This is a genomic window from Dialister invisus DSM 15470, assembly GCF_000160055.1.
Lineage (GTDB): Bacteria > Bacillota > Negativicutes > Veillonellales > Dialisteraceae > Dialister > Dialister invisus.
Genome location: NZ_GG698602.1, coordinates 1,437,623 through 1,451,220 on the forward strand (window position 1 = coordinate 1,437,623; position 13,598 = coordinate 1,451,220).

The 13,598-nt window shown below is 49.9% G+C and carries 13 protein-coding genes; 9 read left to right on the forward strand and 4 right to left on the reverse strand.

Annotated elements, in window-relative coordinates; all coding sequences use genetic code 11:
- Nucleotides 1-14: 14 nt before the first annotated feature.
- On the forward strand, nucleotides 15-734 hold the full coding sequence (locus GCWU000321_RS07105) for a hypothetical protein (protein ID WP_007070497.1): 720 nt from the start codon (nucleotides 15-17) through the stop codon (nucleotides 732-734).
- An 87-nt stretch (nucleotides 735-821) separates the two neighbouring features.
- Here the strand turns inward: GCWU000321_RS07105 and GCWU000321_RS07110 are convergent, their stop codons facing one another.
- Entirely contained in the window at nucleotides 822-2,642 is a 1,821-nt protein-coding gene (locus tag GCWU000321_RS07110; protein ID WP_040381478.1) for an S-layer homology domain-containing protein, read from the reverse strand.
- 244 nt (nucleotides 2,643-2,886) lie between these two features.
- On the reverse strand, nucleotides 2,887-3,399 hold the full coding sequence (gene thiW / locus GCWU000321_RS07115; RefSeq protein ID WP_007070500.1) for an energy coupling factor transporter S component ThiW: 513 nt from the start codon (nucleotides 3,397-3,399) through the stop codon (nucleotides 2,887-2,889).
- 120 nt (nucleotides 3,400-3,519) lie between these two features.
- On the opposite strand from thiW, the gene GCWU000321_RS07120 reads away from it, so the two are divergent.
- Nucleotides 3,520-3,993 carry a pyridoxamine 5'-phosphate oxidase family protein gene (locus tag GCWU000321_RS07120; protein ID WP_007070501.1) on the forward strand — a complete coding sequence of 158 codons (474 nt, stop codon included), beginning with the start codon at nucleotides 3,520-3,522 and terminating at the stop codon, nucleotides 3,991-3,993.
- Nucleotides 3,994-4,075: 82 nt separating this feature from the next.
- Here GCWU000321_RS07120 and GCWU000321_RS07125 read toward each other — a convergent pair whose 3' ends face one another.
- Nucleotides 4,076-5,470, reverse strand: a complete 1,395-nt coding sequence (locus GCWU000321_RS07125) for an NCS2 family permease (protein ID WP_040381480.1) — start codon at nucleotides 5,468-5,470, stop codon at nucleotides 4,076-4,078.
- Between the two features lie 142 nt (nucleotides 5,471-5,612).
- Between GCWU000321_RS07125 and GCWU000321_RS07130 the strand changes: the two genes are divergently transcribed.
- Nucleotides 5,613-6,536 (forward strand): radical SAM protein, encoded by a 924-nt coding sequence (locus GCWU000321_RS07130; protein ID WP_040381483.1) that lies wholly within the window; start codon nucleotides 5,613-5,615, stop codon nucleotides 6,534-6,536.
- A gap of 70 nt (nucleotides 6,537-6,606) precedes the next feature.
- Here GCWU000321_RS07130 and GCWU000321_RS07135 read toward each other — a convergent pair whose 3' ends face one another.
- Nucleotides 6,607-6,987 carry a thioesterase family protein gene (locus GCWU000321_RS07135; protein WP_007070504.1) on the reverse strand — a complete coding sequence of 127 codons (381 nt, stop codon included), beginning with the start codon at nucleotides 6,985-6,987 and terminating at the stop codon, nucleotides 6,607-6,609.
- Between the two features lie 148 nt (nucleotides 6,988-7,135).
- Between GCWU000321_RS07135 and mltG the strand changes: the two genes are divergently transcribed.
- From mltG to GCWU000321_RS07165, 6 genes are all read left to right on the forward strand, one after another.
- Entirely contained in the window at nucleotides 7,136-8,161 is a 1,026-nt protein-coding gene (mltG, locus tag GCWU000321_RS07140; protein ID WP_007070506.1) for an endolytic transglycosylase MltG, read from the forward strand.
- The gene (locus GCWU000321_RS07145) at nucleotides 8,094-8,756 is read left to right on the forward strand and encodes an O-methyltransferase (RefSeq protein WP_244835094.1); all 663 of its coding nucleotides are present in this window, start codon (nucleotides 8,094-8,096) and stop codon (nucleotides 8,754-8,756) included. The genes mltG and GCWU000321_RS07145 overlap by 68 nt, the downstream gene beginning before the upstream one ends.
- Before the next feature lie 27 nt (nucleotides 8,757-8,783).
- On the forward strand, nucleotides 8,784-10,004 hold the full coding sequence (locus GCWU000321_RS07150; protein WP_007070508.1) for a peptidase U32 family protein: 1,221 nt from the start codon (nucleotides 8,784-8,786) through the stop codon (nucleotides 10,002-10,004).
- Nucleotides 9,997-10,230, forward strand: coding sequence for a DUF4911 domain-containing protein (locus GCWU000321_RS07155; protein WP_007070509.1), 234 nt, complete (start codon nucleotides 9,997-9,999; stop codon nucleotides 10,228-10,230). Before GCWU000321_RS07150 ends, GCWU000321_RS07155 begins: the two co-directional genes overlap by 8 nt.
- Nucleotides 10,231-10,288: 58 nt before the next feature.
- Nucleotides 10,289-10,690 carry a hypothetical protein gene (locus GCWU000321_RS09240; RefSeq protein ID WP_007070510.1) on the forward strand — a complete coding sequence of 134 codons (402 nt, stop codon included), beginning with the start codon at nucleotides 10,289-10,291 and terminating at the stop codon, nucleotides 10,688-10,690.
- Between the two features lie 1,330 nt (nucleotides 10,691-12,020).
- The gene (locus tag GCWU000321_RS07165) at nucleotides 12,021-13,463 is read left to right on the forward strand and encodes a nicotinate phosphoribosyltransferase (protein WP_156777757.1); all 1,443 of its coding nucleotides are present in this window, start codon (nucleotides 12,021-12,023) and stop codon (nucleotides 13,461-13,463) included.
- Nucleotides 13,464-13,598 lie beyond the last annotated feature (135 nt).

Sequence of the window (13,598 nt, forward strand, 5' to 3'; positions counted from 1 at the left end):
AAAGGTGATTAATAATGCTTACCGGAAAAATAATGAAAATTATGCTGGCAGTCTGTATGTTTGGTAGTACCGCATGGGCGGCCGATCAGCAGGAAGTCACGCTGCATGGAGAAATACGCGAATTCGTAGAAGGCGATATTTATAAGATAGCCGATGAGGCGGGCAGGGTCTTCCGTGTTGATTTGGGCAGGTACAGCGGCCGATTGCTGAACAGGACACCTTTTGAGGTGAGAGGGACGATGAAAGAAGCCAAAGAAGGAGCAATTCTTGTTGCAGATTATATGGACTATCGTGATCCGGATCCTTTTAAAGAGTATTTTGAAGCACTTAGGGGAAAAGATAAATCTAATGATGGCGGACTCAAACTGGAGCAGATTCGTGATAAGGCTTTTGACCATGAGAATCCTGTCAGTGACAATCCCATTTTCTATCAGAATAATGTGAAAAAGCTGCAACGGGCGGATCTTGATAAATACCAGATGATGGACGTACGGGAATTGTCTGACAAACCGAAAGGGGCGCGGGTGGCTTTTACAGGACGTGCAATCAATACTATCATAGATCAGGAAGTCATGAATTTCTGGGATATTAAGGGCGATCCGGTCATTGTCCATATGAACGGCGCATATTGTCCCCTTGGGCAGCGGTGTCTGATTTACGGCGTATGGAAGCAAGGTGAAGAGGGGGACTATATAGATTTAGAGTATATGGAAAGTGTAGATCTTCCCGGATAATCTGCTGATATTCGGGTGATATGAGGCAAATAAAAAGCTCATAACGGGTTCAGAAAATCTCTGCCTGTTATGAGTTTTTTACAGCTTTTATTTGATGTAAGCGGTCGCTTTCAGCATGAACATATTATCCATTTTTTTGCCGCCCATATCTTTGGCGTTAAAGCCGTAATCAGCTTCCACGATAAGGCCTTTCATGGGAACATAAGACGCTTTGGCGAGGAAGAACTTGGCGCCGCCGAAGTTGTTGTGGTCGTTGGCAGGGTTGCCGTCGGTCAGGGCGTCCATTTTGTCGGCAAAGTAGGCAGGGACATTTTTCATGCCGTGCCAGTTTTTATATACATGCCCCATGTACTGGTCGGCGATATCATTGCCGGAGCCGCCGAAGTATGTGCCTGCCTGGCTGTAAATATAATCTATGCCGATGGAGTAAGATCTGGGTTTGAGCACGTCTGCTGTTCCGTAGGAAAGACCGTAATTGAAGCTGTGCGGCTTCTCGTTATTCAAAGGAAGGACACGGAGATTCTTGACGAATTCGCCGTGGATATTCCATTTCGGTGTGACGTAGTAGGAACCGGCAAAGCCGTAGGCCTCGCAGATGTGTCCGACAGGACCGTTTGCTTTCATGGCATACGCATGGAATTCCCACTGATCCGGAACCTTGTAAATATAGGAGGCGTAAGTGACAGGCACGTCTTCATCTTCGCCCCAGTCCATTACGACATCTTTCCCCATGGGATAGAGGGTGTCATTAGCGGGATTGTAGTACATGGTGCTGGCGGAAACGAGGGAGTTCAGATTGAGAGTCCCCAGCTTGGCAGCGACCGCCTGTGCCAGCTGCGGATTCTGCGTCTTGATGAGATTGACGATCTTTCCTAAATTATTTTGCAGCTCTGGCAAATTATTGCTGCTGTTGATCAGGCCGGTGGCTTTTCCCAGTACGCTTTTGAGCGCCGGGTTGGCGGCAACGGCAGCGGCCACCACTTTGTTGGTGGAAAGCTCGCCAATCAGCTTGCTCTTGGCAATCGGCGTGACTTTTATTCCGTGCATCATGGGACCGGTATAATTATAGTTGATATTGGTGGCGCGGCCATAAGCGATTGTCAGACGGCCTCCCTTTATGTAGTCGCCGAAAGTGATGAAGGCGCCTTTAAATTCACCGTCATAGGTATAGCCGGTAACCCCCATTTTGACGGGGAACTGTCCGATACCGATGAGGTTCTTTGACGGTCCGAAAGGAAGGTTCGTGGTGTCCTGTTTCTTACCGAACTGGAATGTGGTCCAAAGACGGTTCAAATGAAGCTCACCATCGCTGTGTCCGGCGCGGACGCTTTCGTTTCCGTTTTTATCGTATGTGTATTTATTGATATCGTAAGGGTCTCTGCCGTTCATGCCCATGTAGGTCTCAAGCTGCCCGTACAGGGTGCTTCTGTCATTAATCTTGGTCATGGTATTTAAACGGATACGGGCGCCCAGTTCATAGTGTTTTTCTTTTGTGTCTTTGAAAATATTATCGTAGCGGTCGATGCCCTGTACACGGAGTTCCGTGAGAAGCGATGTTTTTCCCGTTTTTTTCTCCAGTTCGGAAATACGGACGCCGAGGCTGGAGAGATCATTGGCATACTCTCTTGAAAGCTTGTCTACGACGGACTGCTGATCAGCGGAAAGAGAGTTTCTTTTTGCCAGCAGGCGGGCGGTAATCTGCGCCATTTCGTAACGGGTGATGTGCTTGTCGCCTTTGAATGTGCCGTCAGGATAGCCTTCAACAATGTTCTGGTCTGACAGGGAAGCGACAGCTTCGTATGCCCAGGAATCTCTTTCTACATCAGAAAATGGGTTGGCCGCGGAGGCGGTCATCGCTGCACCGGCAAAAAATGCGCAGACGGCGGCTCTCAGTATGGTATGTCTCATTGAATAAATCCCCTTGTTGTCCTTGGTTCTCATTTAGATAGCAAGACTTAAACGAAATATAAAAAATGAATGAAATATGTCTCAAAACAGACTTATTATATCTGATGGAAATAAAAACTGTCAATGGTTTTAACGCCTGATGTTAATTGTACATACAAATCGTATATGATAAGCGTGCAGCCGTCATTTTTGTGCAGAAAGAAAGAGGCCTGAAGGCCTCGGAAAGTCAATTTTAAAAGAAATATTATTTTTCTTTTATCGTATTTGTTTGAAAGATATGGATCCCTTTGAGGACGATGAAAGCAATGAGGCACCCGGCGCCGCAGGAAACGGAGAAGAGAGAAATATAGAAAAAAGCTCCTTTTGACGACCCCATAAAGAGAGCGGCCACCGGATAAGAGACAAGGCCGCCGATGAGCGATGTGCCTGTGAATTCTCCAAGGACGGCTGCCCAAAGTTTTTTCGTGCGGCTGTACAGGTATCCCGACAGGAAGGCGCCGATCATCGAGCCGGGGAAAGCGAGGAGCGAACCGGAGCCGATGATATTCCTGATCACCGATGTGGTAAAGGCGGCGGAAATACCGTACCGCGTGCCGCAGAGAACCGCAAGAAAGATATTGATCATGTGCTGGAGCGGGAAAGCACGGGTCACTCCCAAAGGAAAAGAAAAGACCGGTGAAAGAAGGACGCCTGCCGCGGCGAGGAGAGCAGCAAAAATCCATTTCCGTAAAGAAGAACGGCTGTCATTTTCAAACATAATAATCTCCTTTGTAAGAAAATATATTTTCCACAGATGTTTTTTCCATCATAGCACAAATAAGGATGGAATTTATACAGAGCGGTATAATTTAAGCAGGCAATAGTCATCGAGGAGGTTATGATGAGAAGAAACGACAGAGAAGTTACGGAAGAAACGGAAATCAGAAAAGTTCTGGACGAGTGCAAAATCGTCCATCTGGGTTTTCAGGACGGCGGCCGTGTTTTTGTGGTGCCGGTCAACTACGGATACTCTTATGAAGGGGGAAAGCTTACGGTGTATTTCCATGGTGCTGATGCCGGACTGAAGCGGGAACTGGCAGAATCAAATCCTGTCATCGGTTTTGAAATCGACAACGGCGGTGTCATGGGACGGGCGGAGAAAGCCTGCGATTATACGGAGTACTACCACAGCATCATCGGGAGCGGGCCGGTGTCGGTGGTAAAAGACAGGGAAGAGAAGAAAAAGATCCTTACGATTTTCATGGAATGCCAGGATAAAAAGCATTTCGAGTTTACTGACCGCATAGCAGCGCATGTGGCGGTGTATAAAATCGAGGCGGACGAATTTGCCTGCAAGGAGCATAACATGTAAAATACCCTCTTTACCGCTGTTTGATAAAGAGGGTACATAGTATGTCCGAAACCTGTTGGTTGATTTGTAGGAAATACTTCGATCAGAGGAAGATATATTTCCCGATGAAGAGGATTGTCAGAATATACATCAGGGCACTGATCTTTTTCCCGTTTCCTGTGAGGGCGTTCATGACAGTGTAAGTGATGATGCCAAACGAGATGCCTTCGGCGATGCTGTATGTGAAGGGCATGGCAAGGATGGCGATATATGCGGGAATGGCTTCGGTGGGGTCGCTGAAGTTGATGCCCGTGACGGCGGTGAACATGAGGAAGCCCACGATGATGAGGGCGGGCGCGGTGGCAAAGGCGGGAATTGCCAGGAAGAAGGGGGAAAGGAACAGGGAGAGGGCAAAGAGAACGGCTACGGTGACGGCGGTAAGACCGGTCCGTCCGCCTTCAGAAACGCCTGCCGCGCTTTCTACGAAGGTGGTCGTGGTGGAAACGCCGAGGCCCGCGCCGATGGTGGTGGCGACAGCGTCAGCCATGAGAGCGCCTTTGATGCGGGGCAGCTTCCCTTCCTCATCAAGCATGTTTGCTTTGGAAGAAACGCCGACCAGGGTGCCGAGGGTATCAAAAATATCCACGAAAAGGAACGCGAAGAGGACGACGAAGAAATCAGGGCTCATCACCTTTGAGAAATCAAGCTGCATGAAAATGGGGGACAGGCTTACAGGGGTAAAAGAAGCAATGCCTGCGGAAAGATCCGGCAGAGTACTGAACGCTCCTTTTGCGGGATCGGGAATGTAGAGCCCCGTGAGTTCGCAGAGGATGCCGAGACCCCATGTGAAGAGGATGCCCCAGAGAATATTTCCTCTCACTTTTTTCACCATGAGGATGCCTGTGAAAAGCACACCCAGGATGGCGAGGAGAACCGGAACTCCCACGGTGTGGAATGTTCCTGCGGCAATTGCGCCTTTAAAGGAGAAAAGAGAAACTTTCGTAGCGGGATTGGCGACGATGATATTGGCGGAAACCAGTCCGATGAAGGCAATGAACAGACCGATGCCTGCCGACACTGCCCGTTTCAGGTTGATGGGGATCGCGTTGAAAATCGCTTCGCGTACATTGGTGAGAGACAGGATAATGAAAATCACGCCTTCCAGACAAACAGCGGCAAGGGCGGTCTGCCAGGAATAGCCCATCTGTCCGACGACGGTGAAAGCGAAAAACGCATTCAGCCCCATGCCGGGAGCGAGGGCGAAGGGGTAATTGGCAAAGAGTGCCATGAGAATGGTGCCGATGAATGCGGCAAGGGCGGTCGCCGTAAGAAGCGCGCCTTTATCCATGCCGGCAGCGCTCATGATGCCGGGATTGACCGCGAGGATATACGCCATCGTCATGAAAGTCGTGATGCCCGCCATGATTTCTGTCCTGACGGACGTGTGATTTTCTTTCAGGTGAAAAATTCTGTCCAAAAAACCGGATTGCTGTTCCATAAAATTTCTCCTTTCAGCTTTACCCACAATATGTATCATTATAAGATTTTTACAAGGCGGGGGCAATGGATTTTCTTCTTTCGGTGTATAATCAGGTAGTGGAAATTCTGCGGGAAAGCCCGCTTTATATAAAGGACATATAATGAGTATCTGTAATATCTGCCCGCGGGGATGCCGTGTGCCGCGGCGGGAGTCCATTCACGGACAGGGCGCCGTCGGTTACTGCCGGACAGGCATGCTTCCCATCGTATCACGGGCGGCGCTCCATCATTGGGAAGAACCGTGTATCAGCGGGACAAGAGGCGCGGGAACGGTTTTTTTTGCGGGGTGCAATTTATCCTGCGTGTACTGCCAGAATTATGAAATATCCGAACTGCGCCGGGGGATAGAAATATCCGTGGAGCGGCTGGCGGAGATTTACCGTGAACTCATCGCCCGGGGCGCGCACAATATCGACCTTGTGACGCCGACCCATTTTACCCATGCCGTTTTTCAAAGTCTGAGAGAACCGCTTCCCGTACCGGTGGTGTATAACTGCGGCGGCTATGAAAGCGTTCATACCGTGGCGTTCCTACGGAAGAAAATACAGTGCTGGCTTCCTGATTTGAAGTACAGCGACGCTGTGGCGGCGGAAAGGTACAGCAGTGCGTCGGACTACTTTGAAAAGGCGGTGTCTGCCATTGAGCAGATGTTCCGGCAGACAGGTCCCTATGAAATCGGTGCCGACGGTATATTAAAAAAAGGTGTTCTTATCCGCCATCTTATTTTGCCGGGGCAGATGAAAAACACGAAAGGCGTTTTGGAATATGTGGCGGAAACGTTTCGTAAAGGGGATGTCCTTTTCAGTCTTATGCGGCAGTACACGCCTCACGGAAGAGCGGAAGAGTTTCCGGAAATCAACCGCCGGATTACCGATGAAGAATACGAAGAGGCGGAAGCGTACATGGAAGCGCTCGGCATTGAAGACGGCTATGTCCAGCAGAAAGAATCTTCCGATCAAAGTTTTATCCCCGTTTTTGACGGGACAGGGGTGGAACGCGCTGCGGAAAGCAATACAAAAAAATAAAGCATCAATGAAAAACGTCCGCAAAATACCGCGGGCGTCTTTTGACATGCCTTTTGATTTGAAACGCTTTTTACTTGTGTAATTTCCTCATGAATGCTTCTTCATCCACAAGGAAACGGGTGTGCTCCGCCTCACCGATGGCGCCGTTTTCATCAGAGGCGGTGATGGTGAAAGATATTTTCTTTCCTCTGACCGCCGTCACGGTGGCAGTCGCTTTGATCGTTTGTCCCACGGGGGTGGGCGCGTTGTGGCGGACGGCGATGAAACCGCCCACCGTAGTCTGTTTCGGCGGCAGGCAGGGCGCAAGGGCGGCAACGGCAGCCTCTTCCATAAGGGCGGATAAAACAGGAGTGGCAAGGACTTGCAGAGAGCCGCTTTTGACGGCAAGGGCAGTGTCTTTTTCCGTGACGGTCCGGCTGGCGGTACCGACAGTTCCGATTTTGATTTCCATAGGAGTTCCTCCTTTACTAATGGACCTATTGTAGCACGGCGGAGAAAAAGCGGCTATTTTCAGAGTTGTGGTATAATAAACCAGTCATGAAAACAGCGGAAGGCCGCGATGGTTTCTGTCCTTCCACGATTGAAGCAAAAGAGGTTTTATGAAGGAAATATCTTTTATAAAAGATAAAAGGAAATACCTGCATGGGGTGGTGCTTGCTTTTGCGGCGCTGGCGGCGGGCCTGTTCCTCTATTTTTATTTCTTTTATCACGGAACGGCGGATGGAACGGTGATGGTGGAAATACCGAAAAATGCCACGGGGCGGGAAATCGGAGAAATGCTTGAGGAGAAAGGCGTTATCAGAAGTGCCACCGTTTTCCGCGCCATGCTTTTGGCCACAGGAAACGGGAAGGCGCTCAAAAGCGGGTACTATACATTCCGGCGTGGTTCGACGGTAGCGGAAACGATTGCGGATCTGAAAAACGGAAAAGAAGAAGTGGTGAAGATCACCGTGCCGGAAGGCTTTACCGCAGCGCAGATTGCAGATGTTCTTCAGAAGGCGGGGCTGGAATGCTATGGAGATTTTCTTCATGAAGCGGAAACTTACGCGCCTTTTCCATACATGTACGGTCCTGAGGAGGCAAAGGTGAAGGGAGAAGGATTTCTTTTCGCCGATACGTATGAAATTCCGAAGTCTTGCTCCGCCCGGCAGATTGCTGACATGATGTACCGGCGCACGGATGAAATGCTTACACCCGCATTGCGCAGGCGGGCGGAGGAGAGACATCTTTCCATTCATGCCCTCATGACCATCGCGTCCATGGTGGAGCGGGAAGCACGGTTAAAAGAGGATCAGGTGCCGATTGCCTCTGTCATTCTGGCGCGTCTGGAAAAGCAGATGCCTCTTCAGATTGACGCTACTGTCCAGTATGCATTGGGCAGGCAGAAAGAGGAACTGACCATAGCGGATACGAAAATTGATTCGCCTTACAACACATATGAACGGCAGGGGCTTCCGCCCGGCCCCATAAGCAGTCCCGGCATGGATGCGGTCCGTGCGGTGCTTGACGCGGCGCCCGGAGAGTATCTTTACTATGTGGCGGAAAAAGACGGCCGCCATGTCTTCACAAAGACGCTTGAAGAACATCAGGCGGAAATCGACCGGATCTATGGGACAGACGACTGATATGGCCATGATTGCGGATCTGAGAAAGGAACTGGAGCGGGAAGCGGAAGAAGAGAATATTCCCATTCTGCGCAGGGCGGAGAGGAAGCTGCTGCTGGAAGCCGCGGCGGCAGCCGATCCAAAGAAAATACTGGAAGTGGGGACGGCCATCGGCTATTCCGCTTTGCTTCTGGCGGAATATTTTCCTCTGGCGGAAATTGATACCATAGAAATAGATGCCCTGCGGAATGAACGGGCTGTATCCGTCATGCAGGCGGCAGGATTCGAGCAGCGTGTCCGGTGTCATTTGGGGGACGCGGGAGAAGTGCTTTCTACGCTCGCAGGGCCGTATGATTTTGTTTACCTTGACGGGCCGAAAGGGCAGTACCTCCGCCATTTGAAACTTATTGAGCCGAAATTATTGGAAAATGCGGTTATTGCGGCGGATAATGTCCTCTTCCGCGGATTGGTGCGAAGCGGGGACCCCGCGGCGCATCGGTACAGGACGCTTGTCACACGCCTGCGGGAATACCTCAAATATGTGGAGGCTCATTATGATACGGTTATCCATGAAGAGGGAGACGGTCTTGCGGTGTCAAGTAAGATAAGGAAATAAGGGAAGAAAGGAACACAAGTGGAAAAAATGGAACTTCTCGCGCCGGCGGGAAATATGGAAAAAATGAAAATGGCGCTCCTTTACGGGGCAGACGCGGTATACATGGCGGGCAAAGCTTTCGGTCTCCGTGCCTACGGCGGCAATTTTACCCAGGAAGAAATGAAAGAGGCTGTGGAGTATGCCCATTCCATGGGAAAGAAAGTGTATATCACGGTCAATATCATTCCCCGGAATGAAGATCTGGAAGGGCTTGACACATACCTGAAATATTTACAGGATATTCATGCGGATGCCGTCCTGATTTCCGATCTCGGCGTATTTGATATCGCCCGTGAAGCAGCGCCTGATTTGCCAGTCCATGTGAGCACACAGGCGAGCGCGGCAAACTGGCGCACCGTCAGGAGATGGAAAGATATGGGCGCGTCCCGCGTCGTTCTTGCCAGAGAAGTATCCCTTTCAGAAATGGCGGACATCAGAAAACGGGTGGATATCGAACTGGAAGTATTCGGCCATGGGGCGCTCTGTATTTCCTGGAGCGGCCGCTGTCTTTTATCCAATTATTTTACAAACGGGAAACGCCAGTCCAACCGGGGTGAATGCATCCAGGCCTGCCGGTTTAAGTATTCCGTGATGGAAGAATCTCGGCCGGGCCAGTATTTCCCCGTGGAAGAAGATGAGCACGGCACATATATTTTCAACAGCAAAGATCTCTGCATGATCGACCATATCCCCGAGCTTATCAAAGCGGGCGTTTCTTCTCTGAAAATTGAAGGCCGCATGAAGAGCGTCTACTATGTGGCGGCGGTTGTGGCAGCGTACCGGAAAGCGATTGACTCGTACTACGAATTGGGAGCGGCATTTTCCGTTCGTCCGGAATGGCGGGAAGAACTGGAAAAGGTATCCCATCGTCCTTACACGACGGCTTTCGCGTTCCAGAACCCCGACCATTCCGCCCAGGAATATATGAAGTCCCAGCCGGAGCAGCCTTATGATTTTATCGGTCTTGTTCTGGAGCAGGATAAAGGAAACGGTACGGTGAAAGTGCAACAGCGCAACTATTTCAAGGCGGGAGAGGTCGTTGAATGTCTTACTCCGGCAGGGGATGTGTTTCCTGTCACAATCGGACATCTGACGAATAAAGACGGTGAAGAGGCGGCAGCAGCGCCCCATCCGCTGGAAGAGCTGACGATGGTGACAGAAGAGGATCTGCCGCCGTATACCATTCTCCGGAGGCGCGCCCGTGGATAACAGAGTCTATATAGAAATCGCGCCGGGCGATGTGAACTACGTCAATCGTATCATGGAAGGATATGAATATCTCGGCATTCTGACCACCATCGATCCCCGGCGGGCGACCTGCCGTATCAACGCTACGGCGGACACGCGAAAAGAAGTCATCGCGGTTCTCACCCATCTGGATACGGAAGTGAAAATCCTGGCGGACAGAGAGGAAGCGGAAGCGGGATTGAGGTAAATATTTCTTTTGGAATATGATAAAATAAATGTAGAAATAAAGGACGGGAGGAATCTGTATGGCAGCGGCGGAAAGAATTGCTGAATATCTGAAACAATGCGGTGTGTTTTATCTGGCTACTTTGGACGGTATCTGGCCGCGCCTTCGGCCGATGAATAATGTCTGTGTCTGCGGCGGCGTAATCCATTTCCTTTTCAATAAAGATGATGAGATTTACGGACAGCTTCTTCTGAACGACCGCGCGGAAATCTGCGCCACCCATCCAGATCAGTCGAATATCTGCATATCCTGCAAACTGCGGGAGGATAAAGGGGAGGAACCGCGTCGCGCCATGCTGAGGAGCTGTGAGGAGTCTCTGGACGGTATTCGTAAAGACGGCAGGTATACCGTGTTCAGGCTGGCATCGGGAAACGCGGTCATCACGGATTTTACCGGAAAGACGGAAGAAATTGAATTATAAAAGAAAGCGCGTTCCATGTGGACGCGTTTTTTCATTTTCTGAAAGGCCGGCGGGGAAGTGCTATAATGGAGTTTAAATACGAACGGGAGCGAAGGATCTGTTGCCGTGATGAGGGGAGCCGTAAGAAGATAAAAGCTATCAGCTGTGAGCTGTCAGCTGCAAGCTAACTATTCTTTTACGATTTAAATCATTACGACAAGCGAGTATCCTCAATCGCACTACGTGCGCCAGCAGCTTCTTCTGGCGGCGGGTTCCATGGTCCTTGTGCAAAAAGCGGTATTGATGGTGGGACTTCATTCGGAGTAACAGATTCTTCACTCTGTGTCACTATCCCGTTTCCCGTCATTCCCATAAAGAATGCTTGCAGCCGTTCTGAATGACGATTGGAGGAAAGGGCATCATAATAAGAGAAACGTTAATCGTCATCCTGAACGAATGTGAAGGATCTGTTACCGTGATGAGGGGAGCCGTAAGAAGATAAAAGCTATCAGCTGTGAGCTGTCAGCTGCAAGCTAACTATTCTTTTACGATTTAAATCATTACGACAAGCGAGTATCCTCAATCGCACTACGTGCGCCAGCAGCTTCTTCTGGCGGCGGGTTCCATGGTCCTTGTGCAAAAAGCGGTATTGATGGTGGGACTTCATTCGGAGTAACAGATTCTTCACTCTGTGTCACTATCCCGTTTCCCGTCATTCCCATAAAGAATGCTTGCAGCCGTTCTGAATGACGATTGGAGGAAAGGGCATCATAATAAGAGAAACGTTAATCGTCATCCTGAACGAATGTGAAGGATCTGTTACCGTGATGAGGGGAGCCGTAAGAAGATAAAAGCTATCAGCTGTGAGCTGTCAGCTGCAAGCTAACTATTCTTTTACGATTTAAATCATTACGACAAGCGAGTATCCTCAATCGCACTACGTGCGCCAGCAGCTTCTTCTGGCGGCGGGTTCCATGGTCCTTGTGTAAAAAGCGGTATTGACGGTGGGACTTCATTCGGAGTAACAGATTCTTCACTCCGTGTCACTATTCCGTTTCCCATCTTTCCCATACAGCATTCTTGCAGCCGTTCTGAATGACGATTGGAGGAAAGGGCATCATAATAAGAGAAACGTTAATCGTCATCCTGAACGGAGGTGAAGGATCTATACCCGTGATGAGGGGAGCCGTAAGAAGATAAAAGCTATCAGCCGACAGCTGGCAGCTAAAAGTGCCGAATGACGAGGAACGGTGAGGTGTTATCCTGAACGGATGGGAAGGACCTGTTACCGTGATGAGGGAAATAGGAAGAATCGATAAGTCTTGAGAATACGTATATAAAGAAAGGCGGAATAAAAATGAATGGCTTGATTACCGATTTATACCAATTGACAATGGCAAATGCCCTTTTCAACAAAGGACGCCATGAACGGAAAGTCGTGTTTGACCGTTTTTACAGAAAGAATCCTTTTAACGGCGGCTACACTATCGTGGCGGGGCTTGAGCATCTCCAGCAGTTTGTAGAAAATTTCCGTTTTGATGAAGAAGATATCGATTACCTGGAAAGTCTGCAAATTTTTTATCCCGCCTTTCTTGATTACCTGAAAGACTTCCGCTTTAAAGGAGATATTTATGCTGTACCGGAAGGCACCGTAGTCTTTCCCGGCGAACCGCTTCTTCGTTTCCACGGTACTACGACAGAAGCCATGCTTCTCGAAACAGGTTTATCCATGATTATGAACCATGAAAGCCTCATCGCCACGAAAGCACGGCGTGTGCGCACCGTGGCGCCGAAAGACGCCCTGATGGAGTTCGGTCTCCGCCGCGCGCAGGGACATTCTGCCGGGCTCTGGGGCGCGCGGGCCGCCATGATCGGAGGGTTCAACGGCACATCCAATGTGGAAGCGGGAAAACAGTTCGGCATTCCTGTCCTCGGTACGATGGCCCACAGCTGGGTCATGAGCTTTGATGAAGAGATAGATGCTTTCCGCGAATACGTTCGCCAGTATCATGACAACCTCATCCTTTTGGCCGACACCTATAATGTCCTTGAAATGGGTGTACCCCATGCAATTCAGGTGTTTAAAGAACTGAAAGAAGAGGGGCGGCTTCCCGGGAAATACGGGATCCGCATCGACAGCGGAGATATCGCCTATCTCTCTCAGGAAGCGACGCGTATGTTTACCGAAGCCGGCTTCCCTGATGCCATCATTTCCGGTTCCAACGATCTTGACGAATATACCATCCAGTCCCTCAAAGCGCAGGGCTGCACCGTCACCTCGTGGGGCGTGGGTACGAAAATCATCACGGCCGACGGCACTTCCGCGCTGGGGGGCGTCTTTAAAATGGCGGTGAAAGAAGCGGATGGTAAAGAGGTTCCTGTTATGAAATTTTCCAATGACGTGGAAAAAATGACGAACCCCGGTATCAAGACGGTCTATCGTTTCTATAAAAAAGATACAGGAAAAATGATTACCGATCTTGTCTGCCTCCATGATGAAAAAGCGGCGGACGGCGGCGACTTTACCCTTGTCACGGAATCGGCGAAATGGCGCAGGAAAGAGCTGAAAGCAGGAACTTATACAGTGGAAGAACTGCTGAAGCCCGTCGTAGAAAATGGCAGGAACCTTCCGCTGCCCGCACTTTCTGAAATCATCCGCTATGCAGACAAACAGATAGATACCCTCTGGCCGGAATATACACGTCTCCTTAATCCTGATTTGATGGAAATCAACCTGTCCGACAAGCTGCAGACATTGAAGAGTGAGCTTATCCGCCGCGAGTTGGGAGAATAAAAAGACCGTTTTCAGGTACAGGCTTTTCAAGCGCCGAGGTGACTTCATTAAGGGCACAGATCCTTCACCTTCATTCAGGATGACACTTTTCGTTCTCCGTTATTATGACGCTTTCTGTTCCCCATTGTTAGTGAC